The organism is Roseateles sp. (assembly GCF_039595595.1).
Classification (GTDB): Bacteria; Pseudomonadota; Gammaproteobacteria; order Burkholderiales; family Burkholderiaceae_C; genus Roseateles.
Window position 1 is genome coordinate 19,444 of record NZ_JBCNLG010000011.1, and the last position, 16,521, is coordinate 35,964.

Below are 16,521 nucleotides of genomic sequence, written 5' to 3' on the forward strand. Positions count from 1 at the left end.
TTAGGCTCGGGCGCGCCCCCTACGAAGGCGGCGAAGATCCTTTTTCCGGCGGAGTACGCCGCTGCGAGGCCCGAGGCTTGGCCCTTGGGCCCGTCGGCGACTTGCCAGGAACATGCTGCCGCCGCCGGATCAGGATGAGGTATGCACGAAGTCCGTCAAGGCATGGCGAGACATCGACCCTTTGACACCACGCTACGAAATCATCCACCTCTATCGGAATGATGACGATCTGCGAACCTTGTGCCATCAGCATTTGATTGCCCGCATTGACGAGCTCGCACCAGTCGACAAACGTCTGAGGGAAGCGGACATCGTGTCGGCAGGCCATAGCCAAACGGCTGAACTCCGCAGCAGAGATAGTGGCCCCGGCCAGATCGCGTTCCATGGTCGCGCGATCTTATTGGAAACGACAGGCTACCGAACGGCTCCCCTGACACGTCAAAGCGCCGGCGCTACATGACCGCGCAATCCGCCTTCTCACGGTCGATTGGCGTCGCCATCGCTCCACGCCGCTCCGCCTCATGCATCTTGCGCTCGAACGTCCAAGTGCATTTCATTTTTCGCGGATGAGGCGGCAGTAGTTCGCTAACGGGCGAGCCGGCCGCTCGAAGCCCGAGAAGTCGTGATCCGTCTCGGGCGCCGCCACGGGCTAAAGCTGGATCGGAGGACTTGTTATGCCTCGGAAGCGTTGGTCATCAGTGCTTCGGCCGCCGAGACAAGTTCGGCTGCGGAGCAATTGAGCGCGGCCGCGAGCTTGATCATGGTGTGAAAGCTGGGCTGCTGCCGACCCGTCTCAAGCCATGAAATGAAAACGCGCTCAAGTCCCGCCTCGAGTGCCAGCTGTTCTTGGGTCAGCGAGGCCTCTCGTCGCCTATGGCGCAATGCGCGCCCAAATGCTTCGGCAGGCCCCACAGCACCCCTCAATTAGAAAGGGGCTGAAGTTATGAAGAATTCACGCTCAGGTCTTTATACGTTCGTATACATTTTGCCGAGAGCTTCGACGAGTCGAGCGCCTGTCCGCAGCGCGTTGACATTGCGCCTCCCCCAGCGACGCAGCGCGCCGCGTTTATCGCTCGGACATCCCGACCCTACCTAACGTCGAACGCGAGGTCTTAACCACAAGAACATGATAGGGATTAATGAATATTCATACCTATACTATTTCAGTTCTCGCCCTTGTTGTATTGGCGGGGTGTGCGGCGACGCCGCAATCGATATCCGAGATGGATATGCAGGAGCGCATCAAGCTCACAAGTGGATACCCTGGATGTCCGTCGTGCTCCAAGGTGAAAACTTACTCTTCCCCATTGGTTTCTAGTATCTCCACTCGGTTTTCAGGACCGGAGGCGATCGGCTGGATCAATGTCAAGCTCAGTTTGGCACTGACCAACAAAACCGAGAATTTCATTCCGCAGTACCAATTGATCGCTCAGTTCACCAACGGCGGCGACTTCTCCGATTGGACGGAGATATATATTGACGGCGTTAAGCTAAGTGCAACTGGCGATCTGCAAGATAAGAAGTGCTTCAATAGCATTGGCAGCGGATGCTCTTGGACCCAAGCCTACGTCCTTGACGCCAAACGCGTCGAAGATGCCATGAAGTCGAATTCCGGTATTGACTTGTTCATTGGGAAGCCCGTTCACACCACTGTGCTTGCTAATGACGGATACATACAGCGACCCGTGGCAAAAAAGACAATCATCGGAGTACGCGAGGCGATTTCCTCTTCGGTATTGGCCGGTTTCGTCAAAGGCCTCCAGGCAAGAGGTGCCGATATGCCGAGAACCTAAGCCGCTTCTCGTTGGTCGCGCTCTGGCTCGATTGGGCGATGTCGCGGCGACTTCTTCCCTTCTCAGAGCAACTGAGGCTGGAACGTCATTGGAATCTGGTTAAATGGCCCCGAGCGTCACGAGCGCCTGGTATAAACGCCAAAAAGGAGCCATTCATGCCGAGGTCCCTGCAACATGTTTTGACGCAAATCGATCGGCTGCAGAAAGAAGCGGACTCGCTGCGAGCCAAAGAAGTGTCGGCAGTCGTTGTCCGTATTCGTGAGGCCATCGCTCACTACGACCTGTCGCCCGAACAGCTATTCGGGCGCCCGGGACGCAGAGTGAAAGGAGAGGCCCCATTCCCAGGTGCGGGGGCGAAACGTGTCCGTAGCCAACCCAAGTACCAGAGCGACGACGGCCGTACTTGGAGCGGCGTTGGCAGGCGTCCTGAGTGGTTCGTTGCCGCGCTGGCGAGCGGACGGCCCGCGGAGGACATGCTGGTCGCTCAGCCAGGCCGGACCGCCTCGACATCTCGCAAGCCGAGCAAGCGGGACAAGACTCGCGCGAGCGGCGTCGCTAAGTACGCCAGCGGGGACGGCCGGACGTGGACCGGAGTTGGCAAGCGTCCGCAGTGGTTCAACGAAGCCCTTGCGTCCGGAAGGACCCCTGAAGAGCTTCTCATCGCGATACCCTGAGTCCGCGGACTCCGCACATCAACGTGAAGCTCTTCCATTACACCGCCGCCTCGATGGGCGAGGCAATTCTGTCCAGTTCTATCTCAAGGGGTCATCTCAAGCACGCAGATGGTTCGCTCAGGCAAGATGTGGTCTGGTTCACGACCGATCCGGAGCCCGATCGCCACGGGCTCACCCTCGGCACTGAGACACTAACCGCCAGGGCCATCGCTTGGCAGGAACGATTAGCGCGGGCGCCTCTTCGCAACGCCCGGACCCTCAACAAGACTCAGATGCGACTCACGGTGGAACTGGACGAGTCCAATCCGTGGCTGATGTCGTTTGTGGACTATGCGAGTCGCCGCAAGGAGCCCAAGCAGTATGTCAGGGCGATGGGCTTGTCGTGCATTGTGAATGAGACGACCCCTCGCAAGGAGGCCGAGAGGCTGAAGCGGACGGCCATCACGAAGGAGGCGACTTGGTGGCTGTACTTCGGAGCCGTTCCAGCTCGCTGCATTACTGCGGTGGATTTCAACGTCGGCGGTCGATTTGAACCTTACGACTTCGAAGCTCATGGCCGGGCAGCCATGCGTCAATATGGCTTCGTGTTCCCGAGTCCCGCAGCGCTGCACGAGGTTGAAAAACTGATTCCTTCAAGTCATCCTCTAGAAAGGTCGAAGGCCCTCGTCTTCTGTGAAGAATCGTCCGCAGTCCCAAAGGTTATATTTCGGGGTGGTGGAGAGACCCGAGTCTTCGAGATTCTCAGTCTCAAACCCTTTGTCGGTGAACTCGACGAGCGAGGGGTTCAGCTCCAGCACTGGATCGCGCGCCACAGAACGCAACTTTTGGATTGCTGGAACGACGCGATCCAACTCTACTTCGATGCTTACCCCGAGCACGCGAAAAAGTCGAGTCCGTAGCGCGGCTCGTCGGAGTCATTTCTGGCGAGCACGGCCGGGATCGCCAACTTGGCTTGAACAGCTAAGTCGAGCCGCGGCGACTTGGTCAACCTGATCGATCAGTAAAAGCGGACGGCTGATAGGCAAAAAGCTGGCACGAGGGCACGAGGGCACAAGGGCGGCACTCTGCGCGCCTAGCTGCGCTGTGTCAGGCTGAGACAGCGCTTGGCTCGGGCCTTGGAACGAGGCTTGTCGCCGAAACGGAGAGGCGCGGCGCGGCGCGAAATCCGTCGGCAGCGTGCGCGGCTAATGGGTATCGGTCGCAGATGACAGCGCCCGTGGCAGCGCCATGGTCCCTCAAAAGAACGCTGTCCTCGTGACGGCGATTGCGTAGACGAACGCGCTATTGGCGCGAGTCCCCCGCGCGCCGGGGCCGGCAACTGGGATTGGTCGGCCACGAGGCCGCGCGGCTGCACTAGAAAACAAAATGGGCCTGTGACCTCCAGGCCCTTGCCACTGGTTGGCGACACTTCAACTGAGCTTCACGCCAAGCTTCTCTGCCAACTTGTGGATCAGGGCTCCCGAGCTGTAGAACTCCTGAACGCCAACCACGCCGCCACAGGACTTGCACTGAACGAAGTTCATTTTGAACTTTGAGCCTTGGGGCTCCACTACCTTGAGTTCGAAGATCGTCCCATCGCATTTGATGCACGTTGACTTTGTCATTCCTATCTCCCTATGTGACGCCCAATTGAGCGAATCGACGATACACGATTTGCCCACGGCCCCGCTCACCACGGCTCCTCCTCGTCGCTCCCGGATGGCACCTCGCTGAAGAACTCCTCGACCTCGGAGCGGCAGTGAAGTGACAGCGTCCGGAGATCCCGGACCAGGTAGACGTAGCGGGCTCGGTAGTAGTCAAGCACGTCTGGGTGCCCGCCAGCGCGCAAAAGTCGTACCAAACACCACGACACCGAGTTCAAGTCCGTGACGACCGCAAGGCTCGCGGGCCGCAACGCTTTCACATTGGCCTCGATCGCCTCGGGCTCCGACATGTTGTCGATGACGGGAAGCCAGTTCTTGCCGTTACCAAACACCCTCCGTGGCCCTAGACATCCAAGGGCCGTGCCAATCGAAGATCCCTCCGGATAAAAGCCGTATCGACTTGGTGGCGCCGGTTGCCGCAGCGAGGCATCGAGAGCCGCCGCGAGGGCTTCGATCGTGCGCAACAGGTCCTGATGGTGGGTCTGCTCCTCCTGCTTGCGCACCTGCTCTCGCAGCACTGTGAGTTGATCGGCTTGGTACGTGACCGCCCATGCGGCCGCAATGAATGCCAGTAGCGAAATCAACGGCCCCGCTACGCCGCCGAAGAGTGTGCCGAAGTCTGCCCAGCGGTCCTGGCCTCCCGCGGACGTCAGCCAATAGGCCGCTGCTGCGCATAGGCCAAGCAGCGAGACCCCCGCTAGCGCCGCCCCCCAGAACCCCAACCTAACACTGAACTTGTCCATTGCTTCCCTCCCATGGGAACTCTAGTGCTCGTGCTGGTACCTCGTGACCACCGTGCCGGCGAACCTTGACCGCAGGCACTGGTCGCGACCGCCGCTGCGCAGTAAGCGTCCGGCGATCTCAGGTCAGATCGAAGCGCGCCTCGTACTCAGCGATGTATTGCTCCACAGGCCGAGCTGTGCCGGTGATCACGACCTCTCCGGAGCGCCGGTTGACGATGAAGGGCGCGTTGCCAGCCAGTGCATACCTGGCCTCGCCGGTCTCGCGGTACAGCCGCGATGTGTAGAAGAAGACCCAGCCGAACGGGCGTTCGATGGTGTGCTGCAACAGCAGCACCAGCGAGTCGCCGCCAGGTAGATCGTCGGCGTTTGCAAGTTCTTTCTCCGCCGTCGCGATGGCGTCTTCGTAGTTCAGCATGAGCGTAGCTCTCTCCCGCTACGGAGTGTGCCAGCGGTGCGGCAACAGCTCGCCGATCCGGCTGGCCGGCTGCGTGGGCAACCGCTCGAGCACGTCGCGGATGTAGGCATAGGGTTCCAGCCCATTGAGCGTAGCCGAGTGGATCAAGCTCATCACCGCCGCGGCCCGCTTGCCGGCACGCAGGCTGCCGGCGAACAGCCAGTTCTGCCGCCCGAGTGCGATCGGCCGGATGCGGTTCTCTACCCAGTTGTTGTCGACGGGCAGCTCGCCATCATCGACGTAGCGCGTCAGCGCTGCCCAGCGGTTCAAGCTGTAGTCGATCGCACGGGCTGTGGCAGACCCATCGGGCACCTTCTGCCGCTGCAGGCTCAACCACTGATGCAAGGCATCGGCGACGGGCCGTGATCGCTCTTGTCGCGCTGCTCGTCGGCCGTCTGCATCACTGCTGGCCACGTCGCGCTCGACGTCATACAGCTGGCCGAAGAACTTCAGCGCCTGTTCGCCGACCTGGCTGCCATGGTTGCCTGAACGAGCTTCTCGCAGCAGCCGCAGACCCACTTGCCGCGCACGTGCCGCTCCACCGTGAACACGCCCGGCTGGTAGTCCAGCTTCTCCGCAACGTCCTCGCCGATGCGCTGCATCGCTTGGCCACAGCCGCAGGTGGTGTTCTCGGGCTCGTGGCGGATCTCGCGGCGCGGCAGGTGCGGCGGCAGCGGCGCACGCCTCGGCGTCCTTTTGTCCTCGGCGGGCTTGCCCGCCGGCTGCAGCGCCTCGATCTCGGCGGCCACCGCCGCCAGGTCCGTGTCCAGCGTCTCTTCGATGAGGCTCTTCTGCTCAGCCGTGTAGGCCTCGCTCTTGGCTGCGAACTTCAGCCGCTTGAGCACGGCGTTCTCGTGCGTGAGCTTGTCGATGCCGGAACGATGCGAGCGACCCTCGCGCCATGGAACGCGCGCTCAACTTCTTCTGTTGCCTCCAGGAGGGCCTCCTCGGTCGTTCGAGCCACCGCGATGAACTGAAGCTCGACCGAGCACGTGGCGCCAGCGCCAACGAGCAAATCCTAACAACCCGCGTCGTCGAGTCTTTGCAGCAGCGACTCCAGCAGAGGGTCGTGTTCGGCCAGTTCCACCTCGAGCATGAACTCGAATTCGAGGCCAGCGGTGGTCCTAGCTAGCAGGTCCGCCTGCGAACACCCCACAGGTTTCATTCCGCCATGGCCAGGCCGACCTCGCCGGCCGCTTGTTCATCGTGCGTTGGGGGCACCGGGGCGCCCCAATCCCTGTGTTCTTCGATCCCAGACGTCTCAAGGACGCGTCGCTTGAACGGATCAGCTTTGATGCGACGACGTGCCTCCATGATGGCGCCGCGGTGCTCGGGCCGGCGATGAGCCCAGTCCGCAAGCAGCGCGCCATGACGCTGCGGATGGACCGCCCACCATTCCACGATCGTTGACGGATCGTTCAGGTCTAGCAGCATGCGAGCCTCCTTGAAGTTGGCCGGGCAATGATACTGTATGCAAATACAGTATGCCATTCGTGTTGGTTCGGACACTTCGACTTCCTCGGCACGACGCACGGCGCTCCGCTACGGAGCTGCGTTTGGAGGCTCCGCTTGCTGGCCTGCTTCGAATGCACGACAGCTCCTATCAAGGGCGCGACTGGCGAGGCAAGCAGGTTTGCCTCGTGATGCCCTAAGCCGATGAAGTCGCTCCCCTCATGGGGCTCTTCTCCGCGATAGTTCTGCGCATCGAGGACCGCGGCCTCTTGGTTGGAGGCCACGAGGAGTTCTGGAACCGGCACGCACGAGCTACGTGCAGTTGTTATGGGCCTGGCCCATGCCGCCAGAGTCGAAGACAAGCCTACGGCTGCTCCAGCGAGCAGCCCAGAGGTTCGACGCCTCCTCGATGCGCTCGACTCCACGTTGTGCTCCTGCGGCGACGGCATAGCCACTTTCGACCGCGCGCGAGGTCCGCCGGAACGCTCACTGAAAGACGCAACTCGCCGAACTTCTCAGTGAACAGCCGGCCTTCCCGGCTAGACGGCTCGTGGCTGTATAGCTCGCCGCCACTAGCCCCAATCTACATCGGAACCGAACGGGAGGTCGGTCTCGAACACGAGTCGTCGCGGCGACCGCCACGACAACGCCGTGGTGTAGGGCCTCTTCCAGTCGCTTGAGCATGAACGCATTCGTCGGCAGGTCTACCGGCGCCTGCCGATCACCGAATGACGCGCCCTTCCTAAACTGCACCTCGCATCACCTCCGCTCAAGCTCGAGAACCTCGCGCAGCTTGGCGGCAAGATCGTCGAAAGAGAATGGCTTCGAGATGAGCTGAACACCCTTGTCGAGCCTGCCATTGTGAACAATGGCGTTGCGCGCATAGCCTGTGGTGAATAGCGCCTTGACGCTCGGCCATCGCTGCTGGGCGTACGCCACGATGTCGGCTCCCGTCATGCCGCCAGGCAGTACAACGTCTGTGAACACCAGGTCGACTCTGTCGTTTTTCAGTCTCTCAACTGCCGAGGGGCCGTCAACGGCCTCAACCACGCGGTAACCGAGCTCACGTAGAACGCCGGCCGCGTAGGCGCGCACATCCGGATCGTCCTCGACAAGAAGGATGCTCTCGCCAGAAGCCGGCGCCGGCGCCCTCCGTTCCTGCATCTCTCCCAAGGGCTCTTTCTCGTGATGCCGCGGCAGGTAGATCTTCACCGTGGTACCGACTCCAAGCTCCGAATAGATCTTCACATGACCGCGCGACTGCTTGACGAAGCCGTAGACCTGGCTCAGACCTAAGCCCGTTCCCTTGTCCACGGGCTTAGTTGTGAAGAACGGTTCGAACGCGCGAGCTAAAGTCTGGGCATCCATCCCTGTGCCGGAGTCAGTCATGCAGATCTGCGCATACTCGCCCGCTGTGATCTCCGCATGACGGGCTGCGTACGCGTCGTCCAGCCAAGTGTTGGCCGTCTCGACCGTCAGCTTACCGCCGCCTGGCATTGCGTCCCGGGCATTAACGGCGAGGTTGACGAGTGCGCTTTGAAGCTCGTTCGGGTCAGCCTCCACCGTCCAAACATCTTCTGATAGAACGATGCACGTCTCGATCGTCTCGCCCAGCGATTGCTTGAGCAACTCGGACGTCCGTAGAACCATTTCGTTGATGTCGACCGGCTTCGGATCAAGCGGCTGACGGCGAGCAAATGCGAGGAGACGCTGCGTGGAAGCCGCGGCCCGCTTGGCTGCCAACACGGCCGCGGAGGTCGCGCGGCGCTGCACCACGAGATGCTCCGGCAGTGTGCGCGTCAGCACTTCCATGCTGCCGACGATTACTTGAAGGATGTTGTTGAAGTCGTGCGCAATCCCCCCTGTGAGTTGCCCCAGAGCTTCCACCTTCTGCGCTTGGCGAAGGGCGTCCGCATGCTGAATCAGTTCCTCCGTGCGTAGTCGCACCTGCTCCTCGAGGTGACTGTTCAAATCGCGCAACGCGGTCTCTGCTCGGCGCCGTTCCTCGACTTCGCGCTGCATGGCTTCCATCAACCTCACGTTGTCGATGGCAACTGCGGCTTCTCCCGCCAAACCTGCCAGATTGCGCTCTGATCCGGCTGTGAACACTCCCGGCTTGGAATGTCCAAAGAAGAGGCCCCCAAGGACTTCGCCGGACCGGGATACCACGGGCACCGCCAAGTAGCTGCGCACTGGCAGATGACCTTCCGGCATTCCCTCGTGCGGCGCATTCTGCCCATACCGTGGATCGAGTGTGATGTCCTCGGAACGGACAATGCCCTGGCCCAGGAACGTTGGCGCGAACACGGCCGTATTGCGCGGCATCGGGAATTTGGAGAAGGCCTCGCGAGGTACACCTGAGAGGGTGTAGAGCATGTAGCTCTGACCTTCCTGGTTGACCACGTTGTAGAAGAAGGCACCGAACTCAGCGCCACTGAGGGCAACACCGACATCCGTCACCGTCTGCACCAGCTTGTCGAGGTCACCCTCACGCGCAAGGGCCGCTCCCGCTTGGTTGAGCAACTCGAGCGCCCGTGTTTGCTCCACCAGCGCGAGTTCTACCTGCCGGCGCTCAGTGCGGTCACGCAATATCTTGACGAAGCCGGCTGAAGGATCGCCTTCATAAAGGACACTGGTCTCCCCGATCGCCCAGATGCGCTGGCCGTCCTTGCGCATGCGCCAACCTTCTGCGCCGGCGGTTCCTTTGACCGAGGCCTCCGCAATCTCGGCCAAGAACGCATCCGCCCCGCCCGCCTCCTCCGGAAAGATTCGACCAAGCGATTCCCCGAGCATCTCCTGCTCCGTCCAACCGAGAAGAGATGTAGCACCGTCGCTCCAACCCGTGACAATGCCCTTTTCGTCGAGCGTGATGATGGCGGTCTCGACCGCCCTGTTGAGGATGCGGCGATAGCGGTCGACGCTGGCCTGGTCTTCTTCCGAGAGTTTCCCTGACAGTAACCCTGGCGTCAGTGGAACTTGGCCCATGGACTTCCTCATGAGACACCTACGTTTTGCAGTGCCGGAGGCTGGGCGGCCTGACCGCGATGGGTCGTCACTGCCCGCGGGGTTCGCATTTTCACCATAAACACAGGCTGCGTGAACGAAGCGGCGTTGTCTTCGCCCCGAACTTCAAACGGGCACCGCACGCACTTTGGGCGAACTCCGGTACGGTGTATACCAGCGCACAACTGGAGATGAGACTCCGGCTTGGAAGGTGACAGTACATCCTTCCGAAGTCATCAAAGGCACCCGCTACCTGCCGGACGGCGTCGGCCGCTCCGTTCGCGCAGCGCGGTGATCTACTCCTGGTACCGAACGATTCCTTCTCGAGAACGCGCATGGCGTCGTTCCGTCTGGCCTCCCCGCTGGCCGCCTAATGTTGCTTCTGCTCGTCAGACGGAAGGCCGCGGCTCAACGCTTCGTCAGGAGCGCCGCATCGATCGCCCGTAGTAGGTCACCCTCACCGAAAGGCTTGGCGACGCGGCGGAACCACGGGATGGGCGCGTCGCCAGTGGTCGGCGTGTCGGCATCGGCGCTGATTGCAACAACGGGGATGGTGGCGGTGCGCGGGTCTTGCGCGAGCAGCTCGAAGGCCTGGCGGCCGGTGAGTTCGGGCATCCGGTTGTCCATGAGGATGACCGCGGGCCGATGGGCGATGGCCAGGGCCACGCCTTCACGGCCATTGGCGGCGTTGAGGAGGCGCAGGTCACTGCGCTGAGACAACTGCGCGCTTACGAGTTCTTGACTTGGCAGGTCGTCGTCCACCAGCAACACAGTGTGGTGGCGCTTGGCATCGGGCGTAGCGGGCGACCGCCGCGCGACAGACTTATCGATGGCGGCGTTGACCACGTCGCTGTCGCTGACGATGAGATCCACCCAGAAGCAGCTGCCGACGTGGGGCGTGCTCTCCACGCCGATGCGCCCGCCCATCAGTTCCACGAGGTGCTTGGCGACCACCAGCCCCAGGCCCGTGCCCTCAATCGCGCCCGGCCCCTCCTGTGTGCGGCCCAGTCGATTAAAGGGCTCAAAAAGGTGGCCGACCTGGTCGGGCGTGAGCCCGAGTCCACTGTCGCGCACCTCGATGCGTACGTGTTGGGGGCCGGAGGACTTCACGTCGAGCGTGAGTTCGCCCTCGGGGCGGTTGTACTTCACCGCGTTGGACAGCAAGTTGAGCAGCACCTGCTTCAGACGGGTGCGGTCGGCCACAACAGCCAGGCTCGAAGGCGGCGTGGCGAAACGCGTCCTTAGGGCGCGCGCCTGCGCCTGGGGCTCGATCATGGCAGAGCACTCGTCCAGCAGGTCGTGCAGCGGTACCGTCTGCAGGTTGAGCTCGACCTGGCCTGCCTCGATCCGAGCCAGATTCATCAGTTCACTGATGAGCGCGAGCAGATGCTCGCCGGCCCTCAGGATGTGGCCGTTGAACACGGCCTGGCGCTCGGCCGGGAAGCTGTGGCCAGGCTCGGCTAGCAGGCGTGAGAAGCCGATTACGGCGTTTAGCGGCGTGCGCAATTCATGGCTCATGCGGGTGAGGAACTCGCTCTTGGCCTGGTTGGCGCGCTCGGCCGCACGGGTAGCTGCCACCAACTCGCGGTTGCTGCTTTCCAGTTGCTCGGTGCGCAGCGCCACGCGGTGCTCCAGCTCCTCGTTCAGATTACGCATGGCCGCCTCGGCCGCCTTCTGCGCAGTCACGTCCTGCAGCGTGCTGAACCACAGGGAGCCTCCCACGACGGCCGCACGCGCGACGGGTTCGATGACTTGGGCCACGTGCACCACACCGCCCCCCGGCTGCACCAGACGGTACTCCGCCTCGACCTTGGCACCGGAATCCAGGGCCTGGGCGACGGCTTGGCTGAACTTGTCGCGATCGTCCTCGTGAATCAGGCGTGCCAGCCAGTCAGCGTTGCTGCGTGGCATGGTCTCGGCCGTGCAGCCGGCTAGCACAGGCAGCGTCTCGGACCAGCTCTCGAACACGCCGTCGGGACGCGTCACCACGTGGGCCAGTTTGGCCAAGCCCTGGGCGCGCCTCAATCCAGCCTCGCGTTCGCGCAGCGCAGCCTCGGCCTCTACACGTGCCGTCACGTCCAGCGGCGCGACGAAACGCGCGGCTCGGCCGTTGTAGCTCAACTCATGGGAGGTGATCTCGACATAGATCATCCGACCGTCGCGCAGGCAATGCCGCCACACGCCACTGTTGAAGGTCTGAGCGGGCGTGTGCAGCACGGACTGCTCCACAGCCCCCACATCCTCGGGTGGGCGGATGTCTCGGATGCTCATGGAGAGGAACTCGTCGCGCGAGTAGCCGTACTTCTGGCAGGCGACCTCGTTGACGTCCAGGAATGCCAGCGTCTGCAGGTCGTAGATCCACATGGGCACCGGGTTGGCTTCGAACAGTTGTCGATACCAACGAGGGTCCGCAGTGCCATGCGCAGGGGACTGCTTCAAGGTGACCTCCCTGGGAACGACGCGCCGCCGCCTTGCCGTGACCACTGCAATGACATTCGGGCCACAGGTGCGCTGCGCGCCATGTCAGCTGCGGCGAAGCGCAGCGGGATCGGAACTCTTTGGGGCCGAGCATATCTCCAACCGATCGTTCGCACCGCATACCGAACAATGTCGTCGGCGTAGAGCCTGAACTTGCGAACCGATCGGGCCATCGGCTGTTGTTGCCCTGGGGCAGAAGTTAGCCAGAACGACTTATCCTCCTACGGGCGCGGAACACGAGCGTTGGGGTCGGCGTTCTTCGCTGGCGGCCCATAATTGCAATCGGGGAAGATTGCGACGCCGAAGGCGTTTGCCCCGGAGACGGTTGCCGCCGACATTAATGCACTCTGCCGATCGCTTTGACCTGCCGCGGGATGTGCAGGAGCGAACTCAGCTTGACTCATCCGGTCGACTTCAGATGACCTGGACCCCAAGTCCGGACACCAGTTCGGCCGCCTGATCGAACGACATGATGCCGCCCTTGAAGCGCTGCATCAGGTCACCGACCCGCAGCGCGCCGAGCCTTGCTCTGCGCAGGTTCGCCCGAACCGAGCATTCTTGAGACTCGCACCGTTGAGATCGCAATCGATCAGGACTGCGTCCGTGAAGTCACAGCCAGATAGGTCGGCACCAGACCAGTTCAGTCCCACCACGGTCTGCTTTCGGAATGAAAAACCGCGCAGGTCCGCATCGACCGCGAGGCTCGCGCGCAATGTCGCCCCCAGCGTTTGAGCTTCCAGAAACCTCGCGCCGGTCAGTGTTACCTCCGCGAAACTGGCCCCCGACAACCTGGCGCGCCGCCATATCGTGTTACTGAGGTCGCAGCCTTCGAACTGCGCATCTGTTAGGTCGGCCAGTTCAAGGTCTGCCTGTGCAGCTCGACATCGTTGCCAACTCGTGCTGGTCAACAGCGCGCGCACCATGCATGCACCCGCGAGGGTGCAGTGCTTGAATGTCGCGCCGCGGATGTCCATGCGCTCCAAGTCCGCGCCGTCGAAGGTGCAGCGATCGAACGTATGGGGGCCTTTGGCTTGCAGTAGCAGCTTGTCCAACCGTAGTCGATCAAACTGTTCGCCGACGATGGTCGAGGAAGGCGCGGGTGAGTGAGGCAGCACTGACATGAGCTTTCAGGTCTAAGACCGGGTGGTTGCCGCCATCTACTCCGCACAATCACGCTACGCGGATCTGCCCGGGGTTTTGTAGACCTTCCCCAAGGCAGTTAAGTCCGGGGATGCGACTCTCGGCGGCTTGCGCCGCGGACTCGATCAGATCTTCTCGGCGGCAGGACATGGCACCGGGTCTCGAGTTAGTGGAGAGGACGTCAAGCCGTCGGGCCGGTCCATGCCCGAGTCTCGATCAGCAAGCAACGTCGGCAGCTGCCGCATTCTCCGGCGCCTCGATGAGCCGCACCAGCTGATCGATCTCTACCGGTTTGATCAGGTGAGCGTCGAAGCCGGCAGCCCGACTCCTCTCGCTGTCCGAGACCTGCCCGTACCCCGTCAGCGCGATCAGACGGCAAGCCGCGCCGCAAGCGGCGCGGATCTTTGTACCGAGGTCGTGGCCGTTCATCCCAGGCAGCCCGATGTCCAGCACCGCAATATCCGGCGGCTTGTCGACGATCGATCTCAGCGCATCGACAGGATCGTGGAAGACGTCGACCGCGTGCCCTCGCGCCCGCAATAGGTCCCCCATGGTGTCCACCGCGTCCCTGTTGTCGTCCACCAGTACAACGTGCTTGGCCACGGGTGCCCGGTCGCTCCGTCCGGCGCACGCCGACGCCGGTGCGTCATCGCGCCGGCCGGCGGCGGGCAACCTGACGATGAACTCGCTGCCCTGTCCCGCACCCTCGCTGAACGCCTCGATGCTTCCGCCGTGCGCCTGCACCAGACTGCGCACCACCGCCAGTCCAATGCCCAGACCACCTTGCGCACGGTCGATCTCTCGTGGGCCCTGAAAGAACAGCTCATACACATGAGGCAGCACTTCCGGCGACATGCCGCAGCCATTGTCCTTGACCCGCACAACGATCTGATCGGCTTGAAGGTCAAGTGCGCTCGTCAGCGCGATCTCGCCCCCCGCCGGCGTGTAGCGCACCGCATTCGCCAGCAGGTTGGCCACCACCTGGGCAATTCGCGCCGGATCGCAATCGCAGTACAGTCCCCGCTCAACGTCGAGGTGAAGGCGATGCTGGCGCTGCTCGATCAGCACGCTCACTTGCTCCACCGCGTTCGCGATCACCTGCGACAGATCCACCACTTCACGCTTGAGTACGACGTTCCTCCGCGTGATGCGGCTTACGTCAAGCAGGTCATCGATCATCCGCACCAGGTGGTCGACCTGGCGCTGGATGATGCCTTGCTCCCTCGACGTGTCGCTCCCGCCGCGCAGTCGCATCAACTGCAGTGCGTTCACGATGGACGCTAGCGGGTTGCGCAACTCGTGTCCCAGCATCGCCAGAAAGTCATCCTTGGCGCGATTGGCCTCGCGCACGCTCTCGAGCAGCCGCTCCCGCTCCGCGCCGGAGCGCTCCAGTTCTTGCCGCGCGCGCACGTGGTCGCTCACGTCCACCGCTACGATCATCAGCATCGGCGTGAGGTCGGCGGCACCGGCCACGGGCTGCACGTTGAATTGGAGGAAACGCTCCTGAGCCGCGCCCCCGTGATCGACGCGGATCCTGTAGTCGCTGCGCGAGGCGGGCTGGCCACTGCGCATCGACTGCAGCAGTAGGCGCTCCGCCTCGCTGTCCGCCAGCTTCGGAAAGACGTCTCTGAAGGTCTTCCCCGCGATGTCGCTGCGGCCCACCATCCGGCAATACGCGTCGTTTGCCAGCTCGAAGCGCAGTTCTTCGCCGGACAGCAGCACCGCACCGATTGGCGCCTGCATCACGACGCTGTTGCGCTGCTGCAGCGCCTTCTCGCGCGCCATCCGGTCAGAAGCGTCGCGCGTGAAGCATCGCGTGTATCGGAACTCGCCGTTCTCGAAGCAACCGTTGGAGCAGATCAGCACGGGCTTGTGCGAACCGTCCTTGCACCGGAGCAGCGCCGGCTCATCATTGAGGACCTGGCCGCTGGCCAGCCGGTCCAGGATGTTTCGGATGAGTGCCTTGTCGACATGAAAGTCCGCGATGTGGCGGCCGACATACTCGTCCCAGCTATAGCCCAGCATGACCAGTTCCGCTCGATTCGCGTACAGGATGGTGCCGTCGGCCTTGACCTTGTGAATGCCCTCGACCGCGTTCTCGAGGAACTCCACCAGCTCACGCTCGCGCGTGCGCAGCGTCTGGATGGATCGCTCCCGAAGTTCCACCTCGCCCTGAAGGGCGCGCAACTGCTGCTGCAACTGCGCTGTGCTGTGCCCCTGGCCCGCGTCGATTGCCTCGACGATACGGGTGTGCGCACGGCAAACATGCTGGAAAGCTTGGCCATGTGCCGTGGAGCCGAAGAGACTCCACGGATAGCCACAGAACAGCGAGAAGCTGTGCACGCGCAGCAGCTCGTTCCACAGCGCCTCCAGCGCCAAGGCCCCCGCGTAATTGCCGCGCTGGCACAGAACGGCAACCATCTCGCCGAAGGCGTGGAGTGGTTTACCCGGCGGTGCCTGCTCAAGGATTGGCCCGATGGTCGCCTTGAAACGCGCGGCGTCGGGCTGGTCCCCAACCATGAACTGCGAGAGCGTCTGTTCTGCATCGAGCAGTACAACTTGGCCGACGGACCAGGGCCCCGAGCCGGCGTGGACGACGCCGAACCCGCTCAACCGCCGCCGCAACTCCGAGCGGTGTGGCCCGGTTGCGATCGCAATCGCCACGCCGTCCGCGCGCAGCGCGGCGTCGAGGAACTCCGTGACCTCGTCCAGGAGCTCGTCGTCACGGTCGTAAAAGCGCACGAGGTGAGCGTGCGGGTCCTGTCTTGTTTCGCGCTGCGCTGTTATGACTTCCATGACGGGCGCCGCTCCCTGAAAGCTTGGATTATGGGCCGATGAACACCCCCGGAGTTTTGGGACGTTCGCGCATCCCGCAGTCTTCGGTCATGTGTTCGGAGATGGGGCCCATTTGGACGTGAGGACGATCGCCAGGTACGCGTAGTAGCCGACGCCGCGAGCTGCCGCGCCGGCGCGTGGAGGACGCCCGCTGCGACTGCCTGAGCGGGTATGTATCAGCCTCGCTGGAGGCGTGGCTGCCGAGTACGCATCGCGCTGGCTAGACGTCTATCGGATCAGCATAAGCCTGGGCCATCAAGCCGGCCACTTCTCGCTATGAGGCAGGCTCTCGAAGGGCGCGCGAGG

The 16,521-nt window shown here is 62.6% G+C and carries 12 protein-coding genes and 1 pseudogene; 3 read left to right on the top strand and 10 right to left on the bottom strand.

Annotated features, from left to right (window positions below; all coding sequences use genetic code 11):
• Positions 1-19: 19 nt before the first annotated feature.
• Complete coding sequence (locus ABDW61_RS14800; protein WP_343639671.1) at positions 20-385, bottom strand: hypothetical protein; 366 nt, start codon at positions 383-385, stop codon at positions 20-22.
• A gap of 287 nt (positions 386-672) precedes the next feature.
• Entirely contained in the window at positions 673-912 is a 240-nt protein-coding gene (locus tag ABDW61_RS14805) for a helix-turn-helix transcriptional regulator (RefSeq protein ID WP_343639673.1), read from the bottom strand.
• Positions 913-1,139: 227 nt separating this feature from the next.
• On the opposite strand from ABDW61_RS14805, the gene ABDW61_RS14810 reads away from it, so the two are divergent.
• The 3 genes from ABDW61_RS14810 to ABDW61_RS14820 all read left to right on the top strand — a co-directional run bounded on the left by ABDW61_RS14810 (position 1,140) and on the right by ABDW61_RS14820 (position 3,366).
• Positions 1,140-1,793 (top strand): hypothetical protein, encoded by a 654-nt coding sequence (locus ABDW61_RS14810; protein ID WP_343639675.1) that lies wholly within the window; start codon positions 1,140-1,142, stop codon positions 1,791-1,793.
• Positions 1,794-1,948: 155 nt separating this feature from the next.
• Positions 1,949-2,467 (top strand): H-NS family nucleoid-associated regulatory protein, encoded by a 519-nt coding sequence (locus ABDW61_RS14815; RefSeq protein ID WP_343639677.1) that lies wholly within the window; start codon positions 1,949-1,951, stop codon positions 2,465-2,467.
• A 23-nt stretch (positions 2,468-2,490) separates the two neighbouring features.
• Positions 2,491-3,366 carry a hypothetical protein gene (locus tag ABDW61_RS14820; protein WP_343639678.1) on the top strand — a complete coding sequence of 292 codons (876 nt, stop codon included), beginning with the start codon at positions 2,491-2,493 and terminating at the stop codon, positions 3,364-3,366.
• A 770-nt stretch (positions 3,367-4,136) separates the two neighbouring features.
• On the opposite strand, the gene ABDW61_RS14825 is transcribed toward ABDW61_RS14820, so the two are convergent.
• From ABDW61_RS14825 to ABDW61_RS14860, 8 genes and pseudogenes are all read right to left on the bottom strand, one after another.
• Positions 4,137-4,853 carry a hypothetical protein gene (locus ABDW61_RS14825; protein ID WP_343639680.1) on the bottom strand — a complete coding sequence of 239 codons (717 nt, stop codon included), beginning with the start codon at positions 4,851-4,853 and terminating at the stop codon, positions 4,137-4,139.
• 118 nt (positions 4,854-4,971) lie between these two features.
• A complete protein-coding gene (locus ABDW61_RS14830; RefSeq protein WP_343639681.1) occupies positions 4,972-5,268 on the bottom strand; it encodes a YrhB domain-containing protein in 297 nt (98 codons plus the stop codon).
• Positions 5,269-5,286: 18 nt separating this feature from the next.
• A pseudogene (locus tag ABDW61_RS14835) lies at positions 5,287-6,244 on the bottom strand (transposase).
• Positions 6,245-6,468: 224 nt separating this feature from the next.
• On the bottom strand, positions 6,469-6,741 hold the full coding sequence (locus ABDW61_RS14840) for a hypothetical protein (protein ID WP_343639683.1): 273 nt from the start codon (positions 6,739-6,741) through the stop codon (positions 6,469-6,471).
• Between the two features lie 777 nt (positions 6,742-7,518).
• Positions 7,519-9,744: a response regulator gene (locus tag ABDW61_RS14845; RefSeq protein ID WP_343639684.1), complete on the bottom strand. Its 2,226-nt coding sequence runs from the start codon at positions 9,742-9,744 to the stop codon at positions 7,519-7,521.
• Between the two features lie 426 nt (positions 9,745-10,170).
• Positions 10,171-12,201, bottom strand: coding sequence for an ATP-binding protein (locus ABDW61_RS14850; RefSeq protein ID WP_343639685.1), 2,031 nt, complete (start codon positions 12,199-12,201; stop codon positions 10,171-10,173).
• 533 nt (positions 12,202-12,734) lie between these two features.
• Positions 12,735-13,361 (bottom strand): pentapeptide repeat-containing protein, encoded by a 627-nt coding sequence (locus ABDW61_RS14855; RefSeq protein WP_343639687.1) that lies wholly within the window; start codon positions 13,359-13,361, stop codon positions 12,735-12,737.
• A gap of 235 nt (positions 13,362-13,596) precedes the next feature.
• Positions 13,597-16,176, bottom strand: coding sequence for an ATP-binding protein (locus ABDW61_RS14860; RefSeq protein ID WP_343639688.1), 2,580 nt, complete (start codon positions 16,174-16,176; stop codon positions 13,597-13,599).
• Positions 16,177-16,521: the final 345 nt, after the last annotated feature.